The sequence below is a fragment of the Nonomuraea sp. NPDC048881 genome (genome assembly GCF_040649795.1).
Lineage (GTDB): Bacteria > Actinomycetota > Actinomycetes > Streptosporangiales > Streptosporangiaceae > Nonomuraea.
Map to the genome: position 1 here is coordinate 378570 of NZ_JBEZGC010000009.1, position 22756 is coordinate 401325.

Below are 22756 nucleotides of genomic sequence, written 5' to 3' on the forward strand. Positions count from 1 at the left end.
GTCCGGGCCGATCACGATCAGGCGAAACCCTAGTGGGTGAGGCTCCGGTCGTCGCCGGAACCGATCGCGGCGTGCTCGCCGTGCTCGCCGTGGTGCCCGTCGTCGAGCGGGATCTTCTCCCCGCCGTACGCCTTGGACATCCGGCCGCGGAGCTTGCCGAGCGGGCCGCGCATGCCCTTGGGCGGGATGCCGGAGGCGTCCTCGTCCACGGGCAGGGCCGCCACCGCCTCCTTGCCCCGCATGTGGGCCTCGAGGTCGTCGGACGGCGGCGTGTGCACCTCGATGAACTCACCGTGCGGCAGCCGCTTGATGACACCCGACTCCACACCGTGCCCGATGACCGCGGCGTCGCTGCGCTGCAGGCCGAGGCACATGCGGTAGGTGATCAGGTAGGCCAGCGCCGGCCCGACGAAGACCAGCACCCGGCCGATGTACGTCGTCCAGTTGAGGCTGACGTGGAAGTTGGCCGAGATCTCGTCGTTGGCGCCGAGCAGCCACAGCACACCGTAGAACGTCATCGCCGAGATGCCGATCGCGGTGCGGTGGGGGTTGTTGCGCGGACGGTCGGCGACGTGGTGCTCGCGGTTGTCCCCGGTGACCCACCGTTCGATGAACGGGTAGAGCGCGAGACCGGTCATGATGATGCCCATCGGCACCAGCGCCGGGATGATCACGCTCATCGGCAACGTGCCCGCGTGGGCCGTGCCGAACAGGTTCCACTCCCACGGCGGCATGAGCCGCAGCGAGCCTTCGAGGAAGCCCATGTACCAGTCGGGCTGCGAACCGGCGGAGATGTCCGCCGGCGTGTACGGCCCGAACAGCCAGATCGGGTTGATCTGGGCGAACGTCGCCAGCCCCGACACCACGGCGAGCGTGAACAGGAAGTAGGCACCCGCCTTGGCCATGAAGGCCGGGTAGAACGGCGCGCCCACCACGTTCTTGTTGTTGCGCCCCTTGCCCGGCATCTGCGTGTGCTTCTGCACCCACATGAGCACCATGTGAGCCGAGACCAGCGCCAGCAGGATGCCCGGGATGAGCAGGATGTGCAGCGAGTAGAACCGGGAGATGACGTCCTCGCCCGGATACTCCCCGCCGAACAGGAAGAACGTGATGTACGTGCCCACCAGCGGCAGCGAGATCGCCACACCCTCGGTGATCCGCAGACCGGCGCCGGAGAGCAGGTCGTCGGGGAGGGAGTAGCCGGTCAGGCCCTCGGCGAGCGCCAGCGTCAGCAGCAGCACGCCGATGATCCAGTTGAGCTCGCGCGGCTTGCGGTAGGCGCCGGTGAAGAACACCCGCAGCATGTGCACCGTCATGCCGGCCACGAAGAGCAGGGCCGCCCAGTGGTGCATCTGCCTCATCAGCAGACCACCCCGGACGTCGAAGCTGATCTCCAGCGACGACGCGTAGGCCTCCGACATCATGACGCCCTTGAGCGGCGCGTACGAGCCGTCGTAGGCGATCTCGCCCATGCTCGGCTTGAACCACAGCGTCAGGAACGTACCGGTGAGCAGCAGGATGATGAACGAGTAGAGCGCGATCTCACCCAGCAGGAACGACCAGTGGTCAGGGAAGATCTTGCGCAGGTTGCGCTTGAGGAAGTTCGCCCCGCCCAGACGGTCGTCGAGGAAGGTCGACGGCCCGGCGATGGCCTTCGGTACGGCGTTCAGGTCGCTCATGCCTGGCCTCCCTTCTCCCTGGCCTCGGCCTCGGCGTCGCCGCGCTCCCAGTAGCTGGGACCGACGGGCACGTTGAAGTCACCCTGGGCGATCAGATAGCCCTCGCCGTCGACGGTGATGGGCAGCTGCGGCAGCGGCCGGGCGGCCGGGCCGAAGATGACCTTCGCGCCGTCGGCCGCGTCGAAGGTCGACTGGTGGCAGGGGCACAGGATGTGGTGGGTGGTCTGCTCGTAGAGCGCCGCCGGGCAGCCGACGTGCGTGCAGATCTTGGAGTAGGCGACGATGCCGTCGTGCGTCCAGTTCTGCTTGACGCCGCTCTTGAGCTCCTCCGGACGGAACTTGATCAGGATCAGCGTGGCCTTGGCGAGCGCGTTGAGGTCGTGCTCGTAACCCTCGGGCACCACCGACAGGATGCCGCCGGGCGAGTTGAAGTCGGCCGCGCGGATCGGCTGGCCGGTGCCCTCGACCACAAGGCGCAGCGGCTTGCCCTCCTTGGTCTTCTCACCCCAGACCGTGTGGCGCAGCAGCTTGTTGAACTTCGCGCCGGGCATCTTGGAGTTGTCGAGGTCGCGCAGCAGCACCAGCGGCACCAGGCCGAGCGGCGCGGCGGCCAGCAGCAGCGTGCGGCGCATCAGCTTGCGCTTGACGAAGCCGCTCTCGTTGGCGCCCTGCAGGAAGGTCTCGGAGACGACCTCGCGGTCGTCCTCGTCGGAGGCCATCGTGTGGCGCTCCTGGACCAGCGCGTACTTCGGCATGATCTGGCGGACCCAGACCACGATGCCGACCGCGAGGCCGAGGACGGCCAGGGTCAGCGTGCCGCCGAGGGCGAGGTTGGAGACCCCCGTCGCCTCGGGGCTGCCCACCTGGAACACCACGTAGGAGATGAGGAAGGCGATGCCGGCCAGGAAGGTGATCGCGAAGCAGAGCGCCACGATCTTCTCGGCCTTGCCGGCCTTCGCCTCGTCCTGCAGCGTCACGCCCGGGACGTCGCGGTCGGCGACGTCTTCCTTCTCCGCGGCGCCCAGCATCGACGTGCCCGGCGCGGGAGTGCCGATGACGCGCTTGGGCACGCGTTCGTCCGGCTGCTCGATCTCGTGCTCGTTGTCTGTCATGACTTCTGTCGCTTCTTCGCGGTGATCCAGATGGCGGCGAGGGCTAGGGCGGCGATGCCTACCACGAACGCTACGAGACCTTCGGTGACCGGGCCGATGCGCCCGAGGCCGAACCCTCCGGGGTCCTTCTGCTCACGGACCTGGGTGATGTACGCGATCATGCTGCGCTTCTCCTCAGGCGTGATCGTCGAGTCGTTGAAGACCGGCATCGCCTGCGGGCCGGTGACCATCGCCTCGTAGATCTGCGTCGGTGAGGACTCGTTGAGGTTGGGCGCGTACTTGCCCTGCGTCAGGGCACCGCCGGCGCCCGCCCAGTTGTGGCACTGGATGCAGTTGGCCCGGAACAGCTCGCCGCCCTTGCCGGCGTCGCCGAGCTTCGGGTCGACCTGCTCCTTGCCCGGGACCTGCGGACCGCCGCCGAGCGACTGCACGTAGGCGGCGACCTGACGGGTCGTGTCCTCGTTGACCCAGTGGGCCAGGGGCTTGCGCGGCGCCTGCGGGCCGGGGTTGCCGGCGGGCATGCGGCCGGTGCTCATCTGGAAGTCGACCGCCGCGGCGCCGACGCCGACGAGCGTGGGGGCGGTGTTGGTGCCCTCCGCGTTCATGCCGTGGCAGCTCGAGCAGTGGGCCACGAACAGGCTCTTGCCCTCGGCCACGTCGTCGACCTTGCCTGCCGCCAGCGCCGCGTCGGCAGGCTTGCCCGCCTGGACAAAGGCGGCGTATACCATCCCGACCAGCGCCAACGCCAAAATCAGGACGGCGTATCTCGCGAGGGGATGCCGCCGCCAAGCGGTGATCCTAGTCACAGAGATCCCGTTCCTTAACGAATGATGTAGATGGTCGCGAAAAGACCGATCCAGACGACGTCTACGAAGTGCCAGTAGTAGGACACGACGATCGCGCTGGTGGCCTGCTCATGCGTAAAGCGCTTCGCGGCGTACGTGCGTCCCAGCATGAACAGGAACGCGATCAGGCCACCGGTCACGTGCAGGCCGTGGAAGCCCGTCGTCAGGTAGAACACCGAGGTGTAAGCGTTGGCGGACAGGGTCGCGCCCTCTGACGCCAGCTCGCCGTACTCGTACAGCTGACCGGCGACGAAGATCGCGCCCATCAGGAAGCTGACGATGTACCAGAAGCGGAGCTTGCCGACCTGCCCCTTCTCCGCGGCCCACACGCCCAGCTGGCACGTCACACTCGACAGGACCAGGATGATCGTGTTGACCGTCGCGAACGGGATGTTCAGGTGAGCGCCTTCTGCCTCAACGCCTGCAGGAAGGAAGGCAGGGCCCCACTCGATGCCCTTCCCCTCGCTCACCGACCGGATGGTGAAGTACATCGCGAACAGCGCCGCGAAGAACATGAGCTCAGAGGACAGCCAGACGATCGTCCCGACACTGACCAGGTTCGGCCGTCGGTACGACTGTGCTGTCGTCGTCGAAGTTATTGCGGATGCTGTCGCCACGGGCAGCATTATTGCGGCTCCGGTGTTCGGTCCGGCCAACGACCCCCCGTTAGGCGGAACAAACCGGCCATCAACCTGGGATAATTGGGACAAAACGCCTGTCAGACCCGGTGGCCTGGGATTGCATCCCGGCGCAACGGTACGATCCAGGTGACCATACAGCTTCGACCGATAGTGAGCGCGACAGTGACGTCCTCTGGGAGCACCGACGACACGATGAGGGTCCTCGTCTACAGCGACGACGCGACCACCCGGGCCGAGGTCCGCCAGGCGATCGGCCGGCGGCCGGCGGCCGATCTGCCCCTCGTCGAGATCATCGAGTGCGCCACCGAGCCCAAGGTCCACCAGTGGCTCGGCTCCGGCGAGATCGACGTGGCGGTCCTCGACGGCGAGACCCAGCCCGCCGGCGGCATGGGCGTCTCCCGTCAGGCCAAGGACGAGGTCTACGACTGCCCGCCCGTCTGCCTGATCATCGCCAGGCGCGACGACCGCTGGCTGGCCGAGTGGTCCAAGGCCGACGCCGTCGTCCCGCAGCCCATCGAGCCCATGGTCCTGGCCGACACCGTCGCCGACCTGATGCGCCGCCGTTCCGCCACCCGACTCAACGCGAAGTAGGTGCCCATGGACTCCCGGACGACCTGGCCTGCCCTGTTCTCCGCGCTCCTTTCCGGCGAGCACCTGTCGGCCGACGAGACGGCCTGGGCGATGCGGGAGATCTTCTCGGGCAACGCCACCTCCGCCCAGATCGCGGGCTTCGCGCTGGCCCTGCGGGCCAAGGGCGAGACGGTGGCCGAGGTGGTGGGCCTGGCCCGGACGATGCTGGAGTTCTCCACGCCGCTGACCGTCGAGGGGCCCGTCCTCGACGTCGTCGGCACGGGCGGCGACCGCGCCCACACCGTCAACGTCTCCACCATGGCCGCCATCGTGGCCGCCGCGGCGGGGGCCAGGGTCGTCAAGCACGGCAACCGCTCGGCCTCCTCGCTGTGCGGGGCCGCCGACGTCCTGGAGCACATGGGCATCAGGCTCGACCTGACGCCCGAGCAGACCGCGCGGGTGGCGCGCGAGGCGGGCATCGCCTTCTGCTTCGCCCCCGTCTACCACCCGGCGCTGCGGTTCGCCGGCCCGGCGCGCAAGGAGATCGGCGTCCCCACGGTCTTCAACTTCCTGGGCCCGCTGACCAACCCGGCCCGGCCCAGCGCCCAGGCCATCGGCGTCTACGACGCCCGCATGCTGCCCGTCATCGCCGGCGTCTTCGCCGAGCGCGGCGTGTCCGCCCTGGTCTTCCGCGGCGACGACGGGCTCGACGAGCTGACCATCACCGGCACCTCCACGGTGTGGGTGGTCCGCGACGGCACGGCCACCGAGGCCAGGTTCGACCCCGCGATCCTGGGCATCCCCCGGGCCGACGCGAACGCGCTGCGCGGGGGCGACGTGCAGTTCAACGCCCAGGCCGTGCACGACGTGCTGGGCGGCAAGAAGGGGCCGGTGCGCGACGCCGTCCTGCTCAACACCGCCGCCGCGCTGGTCGCCCACGACGGCGCCGGCGACGACCTCGACACGGCGATGATCAAGGGCTACGAGCGCGCCACGCAGGCGATCGACTCCGGCGCGGCCGCCGACACGCTGCGCCGCTGGATCGAGGTCAGCAGCTCCTACCGCCCGTCGTGACCGTGAGCGCGCCCCTGAGGCGCGCTCACCTCCTTCGGCGGTACGCGGTGCCCGAGAGCCCTGGCAGAGCCTCCAGGGCCTGCTCAGGGCCGGGTGACGGTCAGAAGGTGATGCTCGGGCCGTCCTTGAGCGTGCTCCACTTGAGCCAGTCCTTCCAGTTCTCCTGCCAGTGGCCCCACCCGTTGGTGGGCTCCAGCTTGCGCGGCGAGCCCGTGATGATGATCGGGTCCCCGATCAGGGTGTTCTTGATGAACCAGGCCGCGTTCTCCGGGCTGACGTTCACGCAGCCGTGGCTGACGTTGGAGTTGCCCTGGGAGCCCACCGACCAGGGCGCGCTGTGCACGTACTCGCCGCTGTTGGAGATGCGCACGGTGTTGTAGACGGTGAGCTGGTAGTAGCCCGACTGTCCCGGGCCGATGCCGGGCGAGGTCATGACGGTCACCGGCTCCCGCGACATCGCCAGGTGCACGCCCGAGGTGGTGTAGTACTTCCACTGGCCGCCCTGCCCGGCGCTCATCGGCATGGTGCGGATGCGCTTGCCGTCCCGGCGGACCGTCAGCACGTGCTCGTCGGTGCTGCCTCTGGTGATCTGGGAGCGGCCGATCTTGAAGTCGAGGGTGACGTCGCGCTTGCCGTACAGGCCGGGGCCGCCGCGCACGCCGGCCAGCTTCGCCTCCAGCCGCACCTTCGTGTACGCCGGCCAGTACTCCTCCGGCCGGAAGTCCACATGGCTGTCGTCGAACCAGTGCCAGGCCCCGTCCACCGGCTTGGAACTGCGGATGGTCAGGTTGCGCTCGACGGCCACCCGGTCGCTCACGGGCTTGTCGAAGGCGATCATGACGGGCATGCCGATGCCCACCGTCAGCCCGGTGTCGTCCTTGTTGGGAGTGATCGTCTGGATGTCGAATGTCTTGTCGCCCTTGACCGTGGTGAACGTGCTGGAGGTCTCGCTCTGCTTGCCCGAGGCGTCCACGCTGACGACGGTGACCGTATAGCCGGCGCTCGGCCGGGCGGTGGTCGTGCTGCGCCAGCGGGTGCCGTCACCGCTCAGGACGCCCTTCAGCCGGCCCGCCTTGCCGCCGTCCACCCGGACGCTCTTGATCGTGCCGCCGTGCGCGGACACCACCACGGGCTGGTCGGTGGCCACGTTCACGGCCTTGTCCTGGGGCGTGACGCCCACCGCCGGCTGCCGCGCGACCGCGGTCAGCTCCTTCGTCTCGTTCGCCGCGCCGCTCAGCGAGCACGCCGTGAGCAGCGCCAGGGCCAGCAGGCCGGCCGATCCATTCGCCACGCGTCTCACGAGTGACCCCCTCGCCCAAGATCCAACCTTCTCCTCCCTTATTACCCTGAGTGATCTATTCACGACATCCGTGACCTGGTAAAGAACACGAAAAAGCGGGCGTCCTCCCCTATGGGAAGGACGCCCGCTTCGAGCCGCTTGTCAGTGCGAGAAGTTGCCCCGGTAGTACTGGAACACGAACCCGATCATGGCCATGATGATCAGGAACACGCCGATCAGGAACATCCAGAAGCCGATCACGAACCCGGCGAAGGCGAAGGCCGCCGCCAGGCACAGGAACAGCGGCCACCAGCTGCTCGGGCTGAAGAAGCCGATCTCGCCGGCGCCGTCGCTGATGTCGGCCTGCTTGTCGTCCTCCGGCTGGGCGCCGATGCGCCGCGCGGTGAACATCAGGTAGTAGCCCACCATGAACGCGAACCCGACCGAGATCGCCATGGCGGTGGTGCCCACGGGCTCACCGTGGCCGGTCGCGGCCTTGGTCCAGAACCAGTAGCCGACGTCGACACCGGCGAAGAACAGGCCGCACAGCAGGAACAGCCAACCCTGGACCTTCATCAGGCCTCCACCTCCTGGGCGGACTTGGCGGACATGTGCGGGTAGTGCAGGTCGAACGCCGGGCGCTCGGACCGGATGCGCGGCAGCGAGGTGAAGTTGTGCCGCGGCGGCGGGCAGGAGGTCGCCCATTCGAGCGAGCCGCCGTAGCCCCAGGGGTCGTCGACGGTGACCTTGACCCCCGACCGCCAGGTCTTCCAGACGTTGTAGAAGAACGGCAGCGTGGAGGCGCCCAGGATGAACGCGCCGACCGACGAGATCATGTTCAGGTCGGTGAAGCCGTCGGCCGCGCTGTAGTCGGCGTACCGGCGGGGGAAGCCGACCATGCCCAGCCAGTGCTGGACGAGGAAGGTGGTGTGGAAGCCGATGAACAGCAGCCAGAAGTGCACCTTGCCCAGCTTGTCGTCGAGCATCTTGCCGGTGAACTTGGGCCACCAGAAGTAGAAGCCGGCGAACATGGCGAACACCACCGTGCCGAAGACCACGTAGTGGAAGTGGGCGACGACGAAGTAGGTGTCGCTGATCTGGAAGTCCAGCGGCGGCGAGGCCAGGATGACGCCGGTCAGGCCGCCGAGCAGGAAGGTGATCAGGAAGCCGACGGAGAACAACATCGGCGACTCGAACGACAGGTGACCCCGCCACATCGTGCCGATCCAGTTGAAGAACTTCACGCCCGTCGGCACCGCGATGAGGAACGTCATGAACGAGAAGAACGGCAGCAGGACCTGCCCGGTCGGGAACATGTGGTGCGCCCAGACCGTGATGGACAGACCGGCGATCGCGATGGTGGCGCCGACCAGGCCGATGTAGCCGAAGATCGGCTTACGGCTGAAGACCGGCAGGATCTCGGTCACGATGCCGAAGAACGGCAACGCGATGATGTACACCTCGGGATGGCCGAAGAACCAGAACAGGTGCTGCCACAGGATCGGCCCGCCGTTGGCCGGGTCGAAGATGTGGGTGCCGAGCTTGCGGTCGGCCTCCAGCGCCAGCAGCGCGGCGGCCAGCACGGGGAAGGCCATCAGCACGAGCATGCTGGTCAGCAGGACGTTCCAGGTGAAGATCGGCATGCGGAACATGGTCATGCCGGGGGCGCGCATGCAGATGATCGTGGTGATGAAGTTCACCGCGCCGAGGATCGTGCCGAGGCCCGACAGGGCCAGGCCCATGATCCACAGGTCGCCGCCGATGCCGGGCGAGTGGATCGCGTTCGACAGCGGCGTGTAGGCGAACCAGCCGAAGGAGGCGGCGCCGCCCGGGGTGAGGAAGCCGGACACGGCGATGACGCTGCCGAACAGGTAGAGCCAGTAGCTGACCATGTTCAGGCGCGGGAACGCCACGTCGGGGGCGCCGATCTGGAGCGGCATCAGCTCGTTGGCGAAGCCGGCGAACAGCGGCGTCGCGAACATCAGCAGCATGATCGTGCCGTGCATGGTGAACAGCTGGTTGAACTGCTCGTTGCTGGTGAACTGCAGCCCCGGCTGCGCCAGCTCGGCCCGCATGATCAGCGCCATGACGCCGCCGATCAGGAAGAAGGCGAACGACGTGATCAGGTACATGTGCCCGATGATCTTGTGATCGGTCGAGGACATCCACTTGGCGATGATCTGGCCCTTGGTGACGGGCCGGACCGGCGCCCGAAGCGGTTCTTGGATGGCGGTCACTGGGCACTCCCAGCCTGGGTCGCGATGTACTGGTCGAACTCAGCCTGCTTGACGAGCTTCACCGAGAACAGCATCCGGCTGTGGTCGACGCCGCACAGCTCGGCGCACCGGCCGGCGTAGACGCCCACGCGGTCGTCGCCGAGCGTCTTGATCTCGAACTTGCGCCCCGGGTTGCCCTCCGGGATGCCGGGGATGATGTCCCGCTTGAACAGGAACTCGGGCACCCAGAACGAGTGGATCACGTCGTCGGTCGAGAGGTCGAACTCGACCTTGGTGTTCGTCGGCAGGACCAGCTGAGGGCCCTGGTGGTAGTCGTGCACCGGCATGCCGGACACGGGCTGCGTCGTCTTGCCGTTGTAGGTCGTGGTGAAGCGCCAGCTCCACTGGTAGGCCTCGACCTTGACCTTGACGGGCGCGTCACCCGCGACGTCCGTGAGGGCCTTGCTGTCGCGGGCGGTGAAGAAGAAGAACACCGAGACCATGACGAGCGGGACCACCGTGTAGAGGATCTCGATCGGCAGGTTGTAGCGCACCTGGGGCGGCAGTTCGGCCTTCCCCCTGCGCTTGCGGTGGAAGATCGCGGCCCAGACGATCAGGACGATGACGACGACGCCCGTGGCGAGTGCGGCGATCCAGGCCCCGTTCCACAGATGCTGAACGACCTTGGCCTGCTCGGTCACGCCCTCGGGCAGCAGGCCGTTGGACCAGTCGAACTTGGGAACGTCATTAGCACACGCCGTAGCAGTGGCCAGCAGCAACGCCAAAGCGGCGGCGCGCGGCACCCTGCGCCGGGCCAACGAACGCCGCGTCGTACGGCGAGTCGGACTCACGGATCGCCTACCCCACAGATGAAGCCCAAGAGTCTTTCCCTTGGGTGCTCGTATTTCCAAATGCACAGCTGATTGCAGACACATTAGCGTGCAGGTGTCCCGCCCTACCGCGCGACCCCTCGATGGCGCCGCAAGTGGGACGATGAGTCTCGTGGCGTATTTCGACGCGGCCTCGAGCGAGCCGCTCCACCCTCAGGCACGCGAGGCGCTGCTGGCGGCGATCGACGTCGGCTGGGCCGACCCCGCGAGACTGTACACCCAGGCCCGCCGCGCTCACCTGCTGCTGGAGCAGGCCCGCACGGAGGTGGCCGAGGCGCTCGGCGCGCGCCCCGACGAGGTGTCGTTCACCTCGTCCGGCACGCAGGCCGCGCATCTCGGCGTGCTCGGCACCCTACACGGCAGGCGCAGGGTCGGGCGTCATCTGGTCACCAGCGCGGTCGAGCACTCCAGCGTGCTGCACGCGGCCGGCGTGCACGAACGCGACGGCGGCACGGTCGAGACGGTGGGCGTGAGCCTGGAGGGGCGGGTCGACCTCGACGCGTTCGCCGAGGCCGTCGCGCGTCCCGGCACGGCGCTGGCCTGCCTCCAGACGGCCAACCACGAGGTGGGCACGGTGCAGCCGGTCGCCGAGGCCGCCGCCGCCTGCCGGGCGGGCGGGGTGCCGCTGCTGGTCGACGCCGCCCAGACGGCCGGCCGCATGCCGATACCGCCGGGCTGGTCGGTGCTGACCGCCAGCGCCCACAAGTGGGGCGGCCCGGCCGGGGTGGGCGTGCTGGCGGTGCGCAAGGGCACCCGGTTCCGCTCGTTCCTGCCCGAGGACGAACGCGAGCGGCGGCGGGTCCCCGGCTTCGAGAACGTGCCGGGCATCGTGGCCGCGGCGGCGGCGCTGCGCGCGATGAGCGCCGAGGCGGCGCAGGAGCAGGCCCGGCTGTCCACGCTCGTCGCCCGGATCAGGGAGACCGTGCCGAAGGTCGTGCCGGACGTCGAGGTGATCGGCGACCCGGTCGGGCGGGCGCCCCACATCGTGACCTTCTCGTGTCTCTACGTCGACGGCGAGGCGCTGCTCACCGAACTGGACAAGGCGGGATTCGCCGTATCGTCCGGAAGCTCGTGCACCGCTAGTACGCTTCGTCCATCGCACGTCCTCGAAGCGATGGGCGTGCTGACGCATGGGAATGTCCGGGTGTCGCTGCCCAGGGGCACGTCCGCGGCCGAGGTCGACCGGTTCCTGGCCGTGCTGCCCGATCTGGTGCGCCGCATCCGGCACGACGCAGGAGTCGCATGACCGAGGTAACTCAGCCGTCATTGACGATCGACGCGCTCGGGAAGAAGTGCCCGATCCCGATCATCATGCTCGCCGAGCAGATCAACCACGTGCCGCTCAACGCCGTGGTGGCGGTGCTGGCCGACGATCCGGCGGCCTACACCGACGTGCCGGCGTGGTGCCGGCTGAAGTCCCACCGCCACGTGGCCTCGTACGAGCTGCCCGAGGGCGGCTGGGCCATCCACGTGATGCGCAACTACTGACGGTTTGTGGGTAGGGCCCTCCCCTGACGGCACATCGACATTCGGGGGAGACCATGGCCAAGGGGAACGAGACCGCCCGTGACGTGATGAGCACGGGCGCGGAGTGCATCGCCGCGCACGAGACGCTCGACCGGGCGGCTCAGATGATGCGCAGCAACGACGTGGGCGCGCTGCCCGTGTGCGGCCCCGACGACCGGGTGACCGGCATCATCACCGACCGCGACATCGTGATCAAGTGCGTCGCGGCCGGTCACGACCCCGCGCAGGTGACGGCGGGCGAGCTGGCGACCGGCCTGGTCTGGGTGACGGCGGACGCCACCGTGCAGGAGGCGCTGTCGCGCATGGAGCAGAACCAGATCAAGCGGCTGCCGGTGCTGGAGAACGAGCGCATCGTCGGCATGATCAGCGAGGCCGACCTCGCCCGGTGCCTGCCGGACGACCAGCTCGCCGAGTTCGTGCACCGGGTGTACGCCAAGCGCTGACACCCGTACGGGGATCGCCCCGCCACGCCTGCGGCGGGCGGGGCGTACGCGTGTCAGGGGTGGTAGCAGCGCACGTGGCCGGCGATGTCGGCCGCGGCCTCGGCGCCGTAGGCGGCCGTGAAGCGCTCCAGGAAGACCTTCTGCCCCAGCTCGTACTCCTGGCCGCCGACGCGCTCCAGCACGTGCGTGGCCGTCAGGTTGCCGATCTGGCCGCAGCGCTCCAGCGGCAGGCCCCAGGCCAGGCCGGACAGGAAGCCGGCGCGGAAGGCGTCGCCGACGCCCGTGGGGTCGGCCTTGCCGCGCTCGGGGGCCGGGGCGACCTGGATGGACGGCTCGCCCTTGCGGTCGATGACGGCGCCCTTGGGGCCGAGCGTGGTGACGCGGACGCCGACCCGGTCGAGGATCTCCTCGTCGGACCAGCCGGTCTTCTGCTCGATGAGCCCCTTCTCGTAGTCGTTGGAGAACAGGTAGGCGGCGCCGTCGACGAGCTGCCTGATCTGCTCGTCCTCCATGCGGGCGAGCTGCTGGGAGATGTCGGCGGCGAAGGGGATGCCGCGCTGGCGGCACTCGTCGGTGTGCCGCAGCATCGCGTCGGGGTCGTTGGGGCTGATCAGCACCAGGTCGAGGCCGCCGACCCGGGCGGCGACCGGCTGCAGCTCGATCAGCCGCGCCTCGGCCATCGCCCCGGTGTAGAAGGAGGCGATCTGGTTGTGGTGCTCGTCGGTGGTGCACAGGAAGCGCGCGGTGTGCTGCGTCTCGGAGATGTGCACGGACTCGCAGTCGACGCCGTGGCGCTCCAGCCAGGAGCGGTAGTCGGCGAAGTCGTTGCCGACGGCGCCCACCAGGATCGGCTTGAGGCCGAGACAGCCCATGCCGAAGGCGATGTTGGCCGCGCAGCCGCCGCGACGGATCTGAAGGTCGTCGACCAGGAACGAGAGCGACACCCGGTCGAGCTGCTCGGCGATGAGCTGATCGCCGAAGCTTCCTGGGAACGTCATCAGGTGGTCTGTCGCGATGGAGCCGGTTACGGCGATGCGCACGGGATTCTTCTTCCTCGTTGTCAGCAGGCCAATGAGCCCCACGAGAATACGCGAAGGTCCCGCTCGCACAAAGGCGGGCGGGACCCCACAGGCCGAAGCCGTGACCCCTTAGTTGAACGAGTCGCCACAGGCGCAGGAGCCGGTGGCGTTGGGGTTGTCGATGGTGAAGCCCTGCTTCTCGATCGTGTCGACGAAGTCGATGCTGGCGCCCATCAGGTAGGGCGCGCTCATGCGGTCGGTGACCACGCTGACACCGCCGAAGTCCGTCACCACGTCACCGTCCATGGAACGGTCGTCGAAGAAGAGCTGGTAGCGCAGGCCGGAGCAACCACCCGGCTGCACGGCGACCCTCAGCTGCAGACCTTCCTCACCCTGCTGCTCCAGCAGGCTCTTGACCTTCGCGGCGGCCGCGTCAGTCAGGATCAGGCCCTGCGTCGTGGTCTCGCTGCTCTCAACCGTCATCTGCTGACTCCCTAACCCGGCTGTCTGTTTCCGACGTCCTACTGATGACGCTACCAACACCTCGCCCATGCCACACATTCCCGGGTCCCCTACCCCCGGAATAACCACGTTCGTCCATGTGTCATGGTGAGTATCGTCAAAACGACGATAAGGGGGTATGGCGATGGCCACCCAGACTGGGCTGCCGCTCTTCGTCCTCGGACAGGGCGCCGATCCGCACAGCGAGAAGGGCGTCGACTGTCCCGGCGAGCTGCCGCCCGCGTCCGACCCTGACCTGGTCGAACGCGCCCGCAAGGCCAAGGAGGCGCTGGGCGACCGCCTGTTCGTGCTGGGCCACCACTACCAGCGCGACGAGGTCATCCAGTTCGCCGACGTGACCGGCGACTCCTTCAAGCTCGCCCAGCAGGCCGCCGCGCGGCCCGAGGCGGAGTTCATCGTCTTCTGCGGCGTGCACTTCATGGCCGAGTCCGCCGACATCCTCACCGGCGACGCCCAGAAGGTGGTGCTGCCCGACCTCGCCGCCGGGTGCTCCATGGCCGACATGGCCACGTTCGACCAGGTGGAGGAGTGCTGGGAGGCCCTTGAGGACGCCGGTCTGGCCGGCGAGGTGGTCCCCGTCACGTACATGAACTCCAGCGCCGACATCAAGGCGTTCTGCGGGCGCAACGGCGGGGTGGTGTGCACCTCCTCCAACGCCGAACGGGCGCTCGACTGGGCCTTCGAGCAGGGCCGCAAGGTGCTGTTCCTGCCCGACCAGCACCTCGGGCGCAACACGGCGGTGCTGGAGATGGGCATGTCCCTGGAGGACTGCGTGGTCTGGAACCCCCACCGCCCCGACGGCGGGCTGACCCGCGAGCAGCTCGACCGGGCGCGGATGATCCTGTGGAAGGGCCACTGCTCGGTGCACGGCCGCTTCACGGCCGAGTCCGTCGACGACGTGCGCGCGCGCATCCCCGGCGTGAACGTGCTGGTCCACCCCGAGTGCCGGCACGAGGTGGTGCTCAAGGCCGACCACGTGGGCTCGACCGAGCACATCATCAAGACCCTCCAGGCCGCTCCCGCCGGGTCGAGCTGGGCCGTCGGCACCGAGCTGAACCTGGTCAAGCGGCTGGCCACGATGTTCCCCGACAAGAACGTGTCGTTCCTGGACCGGACGGTCTGCTACTGCTCCACGATGAACCGGATCGACCTGCCGCACCTGGTGTGGGCGCTGGAGTCGCTCGTGCTGGGCGACGTCGTCAACCGGATCACGGTGGACGAGGACACCGCCCACTGGGCCAGGGTGGCGCTGGACCGCATGCTGGCGCTCCCGTAACGCCCTCCCCCGACGGGCCGGGCCCGTGGCGAGGAGCGCCCGCCCTCGCCACGGGCCCGGCTCTGTTCCGGCTCCGGCTGCGGCTCGGCTGCGGCTGCGGCTGCGGCTGCGGCTGCGGCTGCGGCTCGGTCAGGCGAAGTCGTAGCCGACGCGGACGCCGACCGTGAGCGTCTGGCGGCCGGGGCTGACCGAGGACGCGCTCTCGGCCGCCGCGGCCATCGCGACCAGCGGCTGGGGGCCGCCCCTGATCTCCTCGGAGATCGACACGACCGGGCCGAGCGGGCGTCCGGCCAGCTCGGCGTAGTGGGCGGCCTTGGCCGCGGCGTCCCTGAACGCTCTCGCCCTGGCCTCGCCGAGCACCGACGCCGGGTCGGACAGCTCGAAGGTCACGCCGTTGAGCCTGGCCTCCTCGCCCACGCCGGCGACCGTGTCGATGACGGCGTCGGCCCGCGACAGGTCCCTGACGACCACCTCGACGCCCTGGGCCGCCCGGTAGGCGGAGACCTTCGGATATACCTCGTACTCGGGGCCGAGCGAGAGCTCGACCGTGCGCACGTCGTGGGCCGCGACGCCGGCCCCGGCCAGCGCGTCGGCCAGCCGGGCCGCGGCGGCCCTGACCGCCGTGAACGCCTCGGACGCCGACGCCCTGCGCACCTCGACGCCCGCCAGCAACCGCAGGACGTCGGGCGCGGCCTGCACGCTGCCCTCACCGACGACGGAGATGTCCACGCCTGCCCCCTAAGACTGGGTTCGCCTCGATCCTACGGGCGTGTCCTGCCCCCGCCCACGGCCGGCTCACACAGCGGTTCAGACAGCGGTTCAGACAGCGGTTCAGACAGCGGTTCAGACAGCGTCGACGATCGCGCCCGGATCGTCCAGCTCGACCTGGTGCCCCGAGCGGGGCAGCAGCACCAGCTTGGCGTCGAGGCGGGCCGCCAGGCTCTGCCTGCGGGCGTCCCGGCCGCCCGCGCCGAGCACGGTGACCGGGATGTCGGGAAAGGGATGACCGGCCCGGATGTCACGGAGGTCGGCGGCCATGTCGCGGCGGGCCAGCCACTCCCCCGCCACCGCCGCGGGCACCTTGCCCATCCGGTACACACCGAAGGGGTCGCCCATGCCCGTGACCAGGCGGTGCGCCGGCGGCCCGGTCAGGCGGGCCAGCACGTTCGCGCCCCATGTGCCGCCGAGCGCGGGCAGCCACGCGCCCAGGACGGCGGCGAGCGCGAGCGGCCGGCGCACGGGCGGCGGACTGGGGTCCACCAGGACGAGCTTGGCCACGCAGAGCGGGTGCAACCGGGCGAACGCCTCGGCGTGCCAGCAGGACAGGCCGTGCGCGACCAGGGTGACCTGGGACGGCTGCGCGGGGGCCAGCGCGGCCAGCCGGGCCACCTCGCCGTACAGGGTGGGCCGGTCGGTCGCGGGCGGGCTGAGGCCGAGCCCGGGACGGTCGAAGCGGACGACCCGGTGGCAGGCGGCCAGGCCGGCGGCCACGGCGTCCCAGTGGAACCAGGCGCCGCCGAGGCCCGCCGTGATGAGCACGCCGGGGCCCGCGCCCTGGTCGAGGACGTGCGGAGGACCGCAGGGGGCCTCGTCGTCGTCGTGGACGAGCAGCCTGAGCGCCACGTACACGACCCAGACGGCGACCATCGTGAGCTGGATCCGGTGAGCGACGCCGGCCAGCCGCCCGGCGGCCAGGGCGGCCAGCATGAGCCCGGTGGCCCCCACGTTCAGGCCGGTGAACAACCACGACACCCACGAGCGCCAGCGCGCGGAGAGCACCGCCATGGCGGTCAGCACGGCCGTCGTGGCCAGCGCGCCGGCCACCATGTGGAGCCGGTGCGAGACCGTCTCGCCGCGGCAGGCGGGGTCGCTGAGCACGGCGCAGTCGAGCGGGACCAGGCCGGAGACGACCGTCAGCAGCCCGAAGGCGGCCAGCGCCAGCCAGCCGGCCCACTCGCGCGCCACCCTGGGCAGCGTCGCCACGGCAGCCAGGCAGGCCAGCCCGGACAGCACGTCGCTGACCCGGAACAGACGCGTCCACGGCTGGTCGCGGGCGGCCAGCTCGCTCACGTAGCCGTCGGTCCTGTCCACGGCGGGCGTGGTGAACTGGCCGGTGATCCAGGCGCTGTACAGCACGGCCGCCACGATGAGCGCCGAGGCCGCGGCGACGAACAACCTTCGCTCCACGTGATGATTAGAACACCATCCGTGGTCAAAGGCCCGGAGCACCCCATACCGGGAACCATCGGCCGAGGTCGGCCTCCAGCGGCAGCTCGCCGTCCAGGACGCCTCTGGCCTGTAGTTCGAGGGCGTTGTCGCGCCTGTTCCCGGGCAGCGGCGCGAACGGGTAGAACGTGCCGCGCTTGTACAGGTAGACCACCGCCAGCCGCCTGCCCGCCGGATCGGCGAACGACACCAGCGAGCACAGCAGCGAGGGCCCGAATCCGGCCGACTCCAGCGAGGAGTTGACCGCGTGCAACTCGGTGACCAGGTCGCTGACGTCGTCCGGCGTGCGGCGGACCAGCAGCCAGGTGTAGCCGTAGCCGTCGTCGGACTCCTCGACGCGCCCGCCCAGCAGCGCCTTGACGTCGCTCTCCAGCGTGGCGAACGCGCCGCCCTCCGCCGCCCTGAACGACACCGAGCCGAGACCGGTGGGGACGAGACCGGTCGCGGCCTGGAGCGTCACGGCCGCGGACGGCAGCGCGAACAGCGCGTCGAGGTTGGGCTTGACCGGCTTGGACCGGCCCAGCAGCGAGTCGAGCCAGCCCATGCGCACCTCAGCCCCTTCCGAGCTGCTTGGAGATGGACGCGAGGAGTTCGAGCCGGCGCTCCAGCGGCGGATGCGTGGAGAACAGGTTCGCCAGCGTCTCCCCCCTGGCCAGGGCCGGGGCGAAGTAGAAGGCGTTGAACGGCGCCGCCTCGCGCAGGTCGGTGGTCGGGATGCGGGCCATGTCGCCGGTGACCTTGGTCAGCGCGCTGGCCAGGGCCGAGGGACGCTGCGTGAGCAGGGCTCCGGCCCGGTCGGCGGCCAGCTCGCGGTAGCGCGACAGGGCTCTGGTGAGCAGGAAGCTGACGGCGTACACGACGAGCGAGACGAACATGATGATCAGCCCGACCGGCACGCCGCCCTGGCCGTTGTCCCGGCGTCCGCCGAAGCCGGCGTACAGGGCGAACCTCGTCATCAGCCCGGCGACGATGCCGAGGAACGAGGCGATCGTCATGACGGCGACGTCGCGATGGGCGACGTGCGACAACTCGTGCGCCAGGACGCCTTCGAGCTCCTGAGGCTCCAGGCGGCGCAGGATGCCCGTCGTCACGCAGACGACGGCCCGCTTCTGGTTACGACCGGTGGCGAAGGCGTTGGGGACGTCGGAGTCGGCGATCGCCACCCGCGGCTTGGGCATGTCCGCCAGCGCGCACAGCCGGTCGATCAGGCCGTGGAGCTCGGGGGCCTCCTGTGGGGAGACCTCCCGTCCGTGCATCGCGAACAGGGCGATGCGGTCGGACAGGAAGTACTGCACCAGCAGCAGCCCCCCGGCGAGCACCAGCACGGTCAGCGCGCGCACGCCGAGGGCGATCAGCACGCCGACGAACGCCACGTAGAGCAGCCCCAGCAGGAACATCGTCACGACCATGCGGCGGGTCAGGCCGCTGTCGGACGCGAACCGCGTGCCCACGGGACTCAGCCCGGAATGAGGCCTTGGTCGCCCAGCATCTCCCGGACCTCCTCGATCGAGGCGTCCGCGGGGGGAAGGATCAGCTCTGACGGCTCAAGGCTGTCGTCGGGAAGCGCCTTGCCCACATGGCGCACCTTGTCGAGCAACGCGTGCAGCTTGACGCGGAAGGCCCCCTCGTCACCGGTCTCGATGGCGGCCTCCAGCTCGCTGTCGAGCTCGTTGAGCACCGCGATGTCGTCCGGCGAGATCTCGACCTGGCCCTCGCCCATGATTCTGACGATCATGCGTTCTCCCCGGGCTGACGCAGCTGCTGGGTGTGACCCTGCTGCGGCTGGGCCTGCTGCTGGGGCTGCCCCTGCTCGATGGCGCTCTTGGGCGCCGGGCCCTGGCCCAGCTCGGCCTTCATCCGGGCCAGCTCCAGCTCGACGTCCATGCCGCCGCCCATGCGGTCGAGCTCGGCCTGGATGTCGTCGCCGCGGGTGCCGCTGAAGTCGTCGAGCGCGCCACTGGCCAGCAGCTCGTCGATCGCGCCCGCGCGGGCCTGCATCTGCGCCGTCTTGTCCTCGGCGCGCTGGATCGCCAGGCCGACGTCGCCCATCTCCTCGGAGATGCCGGAGAACGCCTCGTTGATGCGCGTCTGGGCCTCGGCGGCGGTGTAGGTCGCCTTGATCGTCTCCTTCTTCGTGCGGAAGGAGTCGACCTTGGCCTGCAGCCGCTGGGAAGCCGTGGTCAGCTTCTCCTCCTCGGCCTGCAGGTTGTCGTGCTGGACCTTGAGGTCGGCCATCTGCCCCTGCAGATTGGACCGCCGCTGCAGGGCCTCGCGCGCGAGGTCCTCGCGCCCGACGGACAGCGCCTTGCGGCCCTGGTCCTCGTAGCGCCTGGCCTGCGCCTCCAGGCCGTTGATCTGCAGTTCTACCCGCTTGCGCGAGGTGGCCACGTCGGCCACCCCTCGACGCACCTTCTGCAGCAACTCGAGCTGCCGCTGATAGGAGTAGTCAAGCGTCTCGCGCGGATCCTCCATCTTGTCCAGGGCCTTGTTGGCCTTGGACTTGAAGATCATCGAAAGTCTCTTCATCACGCTCATGCGCGTCGGCCGTCCCCTTCTAGGTCGTGCTGGTGTTCACCCAATGCAGCGCAGCCGCCTTGGGATTACCCTACGCATAACGCACGGGGGCGTCACTAAGTTGCAGTCCAGGTAGGGTTGACGTGTGTTGCGACGCCGATCCCAAACCTCCGTGGACGACACCCCCGTCCCCGTTGACGATCCTAAGCCCCAGGGTAAAGGTCGTCCCACACCCAAGCGCCGGGATGCCGAGGGCAGACGACGCCAGCCGGTCTCCGCGCCGAAGGACCGCAAGGAGGCCTATCGGCAGATGCGCGCCAAGCAGGCCGCCGAGCGCGACCGGGCCCGCAAGGGCATGCTCGCAGGTGACGAGCGTTATCTTCCGGTTCGCGACAAGGGTCCGGGGCGCAAGTTCGCGCGCGACTGGGTCGACTCGCGGCGCCTGCCCAGCCAGTACTTCCTGCCGTTCTCGCTACTGATCCTGCTGGCGACCTGGATCCCGTGGCCGATCGAGATCCGCGCCAAGGTGCTCAACATCGTGATCGCGGTCGGCTGGCCGATCATGATGGTCGGCGTCCTGGCCACCTCCCTCTACGTGGCGTGGAAGGTGAAGAAGGAGGTCGCGGCCAAGTTCCCGAACGAGAGCGTGAAGGGCGTCGGCTTCTACGCGGCCATGCGCGCTTTGCAGATCCGCAAGCTGCGGTTCCCGCCGCCCACGGTGCTGCCGGGCGGGAAGCCCGCGCCGCCCAAGAAGTAGCCCCGTTTTCCCGATTTTTCGGGAAAACGACTTATCGGCGACGTCCGCGTGCCCATCACCGTCCGGTGGTGGGCACTCGTGCTTCCCGCCTTCCGCCGTGCGCCCCCGCTCAGCGGGCCGGTTTCCAGCGCAGGACACCGCCGGTGACCACGGGGCGGCGGCCGTCGATCGCGCCGCCCCGTTCGAGGGCGTCGGCGACGGTCCGCAGCAGCGTGTACGACGACCGCAGCCGCCTGCCCGTGACCCCGGACACCGTCCCGTCGGCCGAGCTCACGGTGGCGTACGCCGTGACGCCGTCGGCGGCCGTGTAGGACAGGATCGGGATCAGCAGGCCGTCCCAGGACCCGGCCGGACGGCGGGCGCACATCTCGCGCCAGGCGTCCCTGATGCCGCGGACGGTGAGATGGTCGCCGGCGCCGGGGCGGAAGCCCAGGACGCCGGCGCCGCGCGCGCCGTTGTGGCGCAGCAGGGAGGCGCGCAGGGCGTCGGGGAAGTCCACGCCCATCTGCGACTCGGCCACGGCGATCGTGCGCGCCCTGACCGGGCCGCCGAGCGTGCGGTAGGTGCGGGGGGCGTTGCTCCTGAGCCAGCGTTCGATGCGCCGCCATTGGGCGTCCACGGCTCGCTTGACGTCGGGCGCGACCCTGCGGGGGTCGATCGGGCGGCGCCGGGGCGCGCAGTTGGGCGCCTGGGCGGCGGAGGCGGCGGGCGTGGGCTGCGCGGTCGCCACGGCCTCGGCCGGCGGCTCCACGGGCGTCACGGGGATCACGGCCGTCAGGGGCGTCACGGGCTCGGGGCCCGCCGGGGGCGGTTCCTGCTGTTCGGTGACGGCGCGCACGAGGGCCAGGGCGCCGCGCTGCACCGACGTCCCCATCAGGGCGAACCCCAGCGTGAGCGTCACGACGACCGCGATGACCAGCCACGACAGGACCGTTCCCACACGTCGGCGCCGCGACGCGGGCGCCGGGACGGACGGCGGCGGCTCGGCCCGCGGCAGGCGGGCCCGGCGGCGCAACCGCACCGCGAGGGCGATCAGGACGGCCGCGGTGAGAGCCTGGCGGACGAGCTTGAGCACGTCGCGCACCCTATCCCGAATCGAATCGGCTCATGTGACGCTCTAAGGTCGAACGTATGGAATTCCGACACCTCGGCCGCAGCGGTCTCATGGTCAGTGAGATCAGCTACGGCAACTGGCTCACCCACGGCTCCCAGGTCGAGGAGGACGCCGCCAAGCTCTGCGTGCAGGCGGCGCTCGACGAGGGCATCACCACCTTCGACACCGCCGACGTCTACGCGGGGACGAAAGCCGAGGAGGTGCTCGGCCGGGCGCTCAAGGGCGTCCGCAGGGAGTCGCTGGAGATCTTCACCAAGGTCTACTGGCCCACCGGCCCCGGCAAGAACGACCGCGGGCTGTCCCGCAAGCACATCACCGAGTCGATCAACGCCTCGCTGCGCCGCCTCCAGACCGACTACGTCGACCTGTACCAGGCCCACCGCTTCGACAACGAGACGCCCCTTGAGGAGACCCTCAAGACGTTCGACGACCTCGTACGCCAGGGCAAGGTGCTCTACGTCGGCGTCAGCGAGTGGACGGCCGAGCAGATCGGCCGCGCGCTGAAGATCGCCGACGAGATGGGCTTCGACCGGATCGTGTCGAACCAGCCGCAGTACTCGATGTTGTGGCGGGTCATCGAGGCGGAGGTCGTGCCGCTGAGCGAGCGCGAGGGCCTCGGCCAGATCGTCTGGTCGCCGATCGCGCAGGGCGTGCTCACCGGCAAGTACCTGCCCGGCCAGCAGCCTCCGCAGGGCTCGCGGGCGACCGACGCGAGCGGCAGCGCCATGATCGCGCGGTACATGAACGACGACGTGCTCACCCGCGTTCAGGAGCTGCGGCCGATCGCCGACGACCTCGGCCTGACCATGGCCCAGCTCGCCGTGGCCTGGGTGCTGCAGAACCCGAACGTCTCCAGCGCCATCGTCGGCGCCACCCGCCCCGAGCAGGTGCGCGACAACGTCAAGGCGGCCGGCGTCAAGCTGGAGGACGACGTGCTCAAGCGCATCGACGACGTGCTCGGCACGGTCGTGGAGCGCGACCCGGCCAAGACGGTGAGCCCCGCCATCCGTCCGTGAACCGGAAAACGGAAACCCCTTGAGCCGCAATGCGCT

At 69.6% G+C, this 22756-nt stretch carries 25 protein-coding genes; 8 read left to right on the forward strand and 17 right to left on the reverse strand.

What is annotated here, in order from left to right; genetic code table 11:
* Positions 1–29 precede the first annotated feature (29 nt).
* Genes AB0C33_RS31370 through AB0C33_RS31385 form a run of 4 tightly spaced genes read right to left on the reverse strand, consistent with a single transcriptional unit; the run spans position 30 to position 4262 of the window.
* Positions 30–1679 (reverse strand): ubiquinol-cytochrome c reductase cytochrome b subunit, encoded by a 1650-nt coding sequence (locus AB0C33_RS31370; protein ID WP_358294141.1) that lies wholly within the window; start codon positions 1677–1679, stop codon positions 30–32.
* Complete coding sequence (locus AB0C33_RS31375) at positions 1676–2791, reverse strand: Rieske 2Fe-2S domain-containing protein (RefSeq protein WP_358294142.1); 1116 nt, start codon at positions 2789–2791, stop codon at positions 1676–1678. The genes AB0C33_RS31370 and AB0C33_RS31375 overlap by 4 nt, the downstream gene beginning before the upstream one ends.
* Complete coding sequence (locus AB0C33_RS31380; protein ID WP_352326595.1) at positions 2788–3597, reverse strand: c-type cytochrome; 810 nt, start codon at positions 3595–3597, stop codon at positions 2788–2790. The genes AB0C33_RS31375 and AB0C33_RS31380 overlap by 4 nt, the downstream gene beginning before the upstream one ends.
* Positions 3598–3611: 14 nt before the next feature.
* A complete protein-coding gene (locus tag AB0C33_RS31385) occupies positions 3612–4262 on the reverse strand; it encodes a heme-copper oxidase subunit III (protein ID WP_125630774.1) in 651 nt (216 codons plus the stop codon).
* A 207-nt stretch (positions 4263–4469) separates the two neighbouring features.
* Between AB0C33_RS31385 and AB0C33_RS31390 the strand changes: the two genes are divergently transcribed.
* Together AB0C33_RS31390 and trpD are read left to right on the forward strand one after the other, a co-directional pair.
* Positions 4470–4868, forward strand: a complete 399-nt coding sequence (locus AB0C33_RS31390; protein ID WP_352353671.1) for a hypothetical protein — start codon at positions 4470–4472, stop codon at positions 4866–4868.
* A 6-nt stretch (positions 4869–4874) separates the two neighbouring features.
* On the forward strand, positions 4875–5921 hold the full coding sequence (gene trpD / locus AB0C33_RS31395; RefSeq protein ID WP_358294143.1) for an anthranilate phosphoribosyltransferase: 1047 nt from the start codon (positions 4875–4877) through the stop codon (positions 5919–5921).
* 100 nt (positions 5922–6021) lie between these two features.
* Here the strand turns inward: trpD and AB0C33_RS31400 are convergent, their stop codons facing one another.
* The 4 genes from AB0C33_RS31400 to AB0C33_RS31415 form a co-directional block, all read right to left on the reverse strand.
* Entirely contained in the window at positions 6022–7221 is a 1200-nt protein-coding gene (locus AB0C33_RS31400) for an Ig-like domain-containing protein (RefSeq protein ID WP_358294144.1), read from the reverse strand.
* Positions 7222–7362: 141 nt separating this feature from the next.
* On the reverse strand, positions 7363–7776 hold the full coding sequence (locus tag AB0C33_RS31405) for a cytochrome c oxidase subunit 4 (protein WP_352353336.1): 414 nt from the start codon (positions 7774–7776) through the stop codon (positions 7363–7365).
* Complete coding sequence (gene ctaD / locus AB0C33_RS31410) at positions 7776–9437, reverse strand: cytochrome c oxidase subunit I (RefSeq protein WP_358294145.1); 1662 nt, start codon at positions 9435–9437, stop codon at positions 7776–7778. Before ctaD ends, AB0C33_RS31405 begins: the two co-directional genes overlap by 1 nt.
* Positions 9434–10267, reverse strand: a complete 834-nt coding sequence (locus AB0C33_RS31415; protein WP_358294146.1) for a cytochrome c oxidase subunit II — start codon at positions 10265–10267, stop codon at positions 9434–9436. The genes ctaD and AB0C33_RS31415 overlap by 4 nt, the downstream gene beginning before the upstream one ends.
* Before the next feature lie 142 nt (positions 10268–10409).
* Between AB0C33_RS31415 and AB0C33_RS31420 the strand changes: the two genes are divergently transcribed.
* Genes AB0C33_RS31420 through AB0C33_RS31430 form a run of 3 tightly spaced genes read left to right on the forward strand, consistent with a single transcriptional unit; the run spans position 10410 to position 12276 of the window.
* A complete protein-coding gene (locus tag AB0C33_RS31420) occupies positions 10410–11552 on the forward strand; it encodes an aminotransferase class V-fold PLP-dependent enzyme (protein ID WP_358294147.1) in 1143 nt (380 codons plus the stop codon).
* Entirely contained in the window at positions 11549–11794 is a 246-nt protein-coding gene (locus tag AB0C33_RS31425; protein ID WP_352353344.1) for a sulfurtransferase TusA family protein, read from the forward strand. The genes AB0C33_RS31420 and AB0C33_RS31425 overlap by 4 nt, the downstream gene beginning before the upstream one ends.
* 53 nt (positions 11795–11847) lie before the next feature.
* The gene (locus AB0C33_RS31430; protein ID WP_358294148.1) at positions 11848–12276 is read left to right on the forward strand and encodes a CBS domain-containing protein; all 429 of its coding nucleotides are present in this window, start codon (positions 11848–11850) and stop codon (positions 12274–12276) included.
* Between the two features lie 53 nt (positions 12277–12329).
* On the opposite strand, the gene AB0C33_RS31435 is transcribed toward AB0C33_RS31430, so the two are convergent.
* Together AB0C33_RS31435 and erpA are read right to left on the reverse strand one after the other, a co-directional pair.
* Positions 12330–13316 carry a carbohydrate kinase family protein gene (locus AB0C33_RS31435; RefSeq protein ID WP_358294149.1) on the reverse strand — a complete coding sequence of 329 codons (987 nt, stop codon included), beginning with the start codon at positions 13314–13316 and terminating at the stop codon, positions 12330–12332.
* 108 nt (positions 13317–13424) lie between these two features.
* The gene (gene erpA / locus AB0C33_RS31440; RefSeq protein ID WP_049566397.1) at positions 13425–13778 is read right to left on the reverse strand and encodes an iron-sulfur cluster insertion protein ErpA; all 354 of its coding nucleotides are present in this window, start codon (positions 13776–13778) and stop codon (positions 13425–13427) included.
* Positions 13779–13935: 157 nt separating this feature from the next.
* Here erpA and nadA point away from each other — a divergent pair, with 157 nt between their 5' ends.
* The gene (gene nadA, locus AB0C33_RS31445) at positions 13936–15093 is read left to right on the forward strand and encodes a quinolinate synthase NadA (protein WP_358294150.1); all 1158 of its coding nucleotides are present in this window, start codon (positions 13936–13938) and stop codon (positions 15091–15093) included.
* A 129-nt stretch (positions 15094–15222) separates the two neighbouring features.
* Here nadA and AB0C33_RS31450 read toward each other — a convergent pair whose 3' ends face one another.
* From AB0C33_RS31450 to AB0C33_RS31475, 6 genes are all read right to left on the reverse strand, one after another.
* Entirely contained in the window at positions 15223–15822 is a 600-nt protein-coding gene (locus AB0C33_RS31450) for an SIMPL domain-containing protein (protein WP_358294151.1), read from the reverse strand.
* Between the two features lie 114 nt (positions 15823–15936).
* Complete coding sequence (locus tag AB0C33_RS31455; RefSeq protein WP_358294152.1) at positions 15937–17280, reverse strand: alpha/beta fold hydrolase; 1344 nt, start codon at positions 17278–17280, stop codon at positions 15937–15939.
* Positions 17281–17305: 25 nt separating this feature from the next.
* Positions 17306–17863 (reverse strand): hypothetical protein, encoded by a 558-nt coding sequence (locus tag AB0C33_RS31460; protein ID WP_358294304.1) that lies wholly within the window; start codon positions 17861–17863, stop codon positions 17306–17308.
* A gap of 7 nt (positions 17864–17870) precedes the next feature.
* On the reverse strand, positions 17871–18770 hold the full coding sequence (gene htpX, locus AB0C33_RS31465; RefSeq protein WP_358294153.1) for a zinc metalloprotease HtpX: 900 nt from the start codon (positions 18768–18770) through the stop codon (positions 17871–17873).
* 5 nt (positions 18771–18775) lie between these two features.
* Positions 18776–19054 carry a hypothetical protein gene (locus AB0C33_RS31470; RefSeq protein ID WP_352323076.1) on the reverse strand — a complete coding sequence of 93 codons (279 nt, stop codon included), beginning with the start codon at positions 19052–19054 and terminating at the stop codon, positions 18776–18778.
* Positions 19051–19854, reverse strand: coding sequence for a PspA/IM30 family protein (locus AB0C33_RS31475; RefSeq protein WP_352323075.1), 804 nt, complete (start codon positions 19852–19854; stop codon positions 19051–19053). The genes AB0C33_RS31470 and AB0C33_RS31475 overlap by 4 nt, the downstream gene beginning before the upstream one ends.
* Before the next feature lie 151 nt (positions 19855–20005).
* On the opposite strand from AB0C33_RS31475, the gene AB0C33_RS31480 reads away from it, so the two are divergent.
* Positions 20006–20590 carry a DUF3043 domain-containing protein gene (locus AB0C33_RS31480; RefSeq protein WP_358294154.1) on the forward strand — a complete coding sequence of 195 codons (585 nt, stop codon included), beginning with the start codon at positions 20006–20008 and terminating at the stop codon, positions 20588–20590.
* Positions 20591–20699: 109 nt separating this feature from the next.
* Here the strand turns inward: AB0C33_RS31480 and AB0C33_RS31485 are convergent, their stop codons facing one another.
* Entirely contained in the window at positions 20700–21665 is a 966-nt protein-coding gene (locus AB0C33_RS31485; RefSeq protein ID WP_358294155.1) for a hypothetical protein, read from the reverse strand.
* A gap of 56 nt (positions 21666–21721) precedes the next feature.
* Between AB0C33_RS31485 and AB0C33_RS31490 the strand changes: the two genes are divergently transcribed.
* On the forward strand, positions 21722–22720 hold the full coding sequence (locus AB0C33_RS31490) for an aldo/keto reductase family protein (protein WP_358294156.1): 999 nt from the start codon (positions 21722–21724) through the stop codon (positions 22718–22720).
* The last annotated feature ends 36 nt before the right edge of the window (positions 22721–22756 follow it).

Bases quoted from the DNA above. Each gene is read 5' to 3' on its own strand.
- nadA (WP_358294150.1), top strand. From the start codon at position 13,936: ATGGCGATGGCCACCCAGACTGGGCTGCCGCTCTTCGTCCTCGGACAG.
- AB0C33_RS31370 (WP_358294141.1), bottom strand. From the start codon at position 1,679: ATGAGCGACCTGAACGCCGTACCGAAGGCCATCGCCGGGCCGTCGACC.
- AB0C33_RS31490 (WP_358294156.1), top strand. From the start codon at position 21,722: ATGGAATTCCGACACCTCGGCCGCAGCGGTCTCATGGTCAGTGAGATC.
- AB0C33_RS31475 (WP_352323075.1), bottom strand. From the start codon at position 19,854: ATGAGCGTGATGAAGAGACTTTCGATGATCTTCAAGTCCAAGGCCAAC.
- AB0C33_RS31430 (WP_358294148.1), top strand. From the start codon at position 11,848: ATGGCCAAGGGGAACGAGACCGCCCGTGACGTGATGAGCACGGGCGCG.
- AB0C33_RS31425 (WP_352353344.1), top strand. From the start codon at position 11,549: ATGACCGAGGTAACTCAGCCGTCATTGACGATCGACGCGCTCGGGAAG.
- AB0C33_RS31390 (WP_352353671.1), top strand. From the start codon at position 4,470: ATGAGGGTCCTCGTCTACAGCGACGACGCGACCACCCGGGCCGAGGTC.
- AB0C33_RS31460 (WP_358294304.1), bottom strand. From the start codon at position 17,863: ATGGGCTGGCTCGACTCGCTGCTGGGCCGGTCCAAGCCGGTCAAGCCC.
- AB0C33_RS31470 (WP_352323076.1), bottom strand. From the start codon at position 19,054: ATGATCGTCAGAATCATGGGCGAGGGCCAGGTCGAGATCTCGCCGGAC.
- AB0C33_RS31385 (WP_125630774.1), bottom strand. From the start codon at position 4,262: ATGCTGCCCGTGGCGACAGCATCCGCAATAACTTCGACGACGACAGCA.
- AB0C33_RS31405 (WP_352353336.1), bottom strand. From the start codon at position 7,776: ATGAAGGTCCAGGGTTGGCTGTTCCTGCTGTGCGGCCTGTTCTTCGCC.
- AB0C33_RS31420 (WP_358294147.1), top strand. From the start codon at position 10,410: ATGAGTCTCGTGGCGTATTTCGACGCGGCCTCGAGCGAGCCGCTCCAC.
- trpD (WP_358294143.1), top strand. From the start codon at position 4,875: ATGGACTCCCGGACGACCTGGCCTGCCCTGTTCTCCGCGCTCCTTTCC.
- AB0C33_RS31375 (WP_358294142.1), bottom strand. From the start codon at position 2,791: ATGACAGACAACGAGCACGAGATCGAGCAGCCGGACGAACGCGTGCCC.
- erpA (WP_049566397.1), bottom strand. From the start codon at position 13,778: ATGACGGTTGAGAGCAGCGAGACCACGACGCAGGGCCTGATCCTGACT.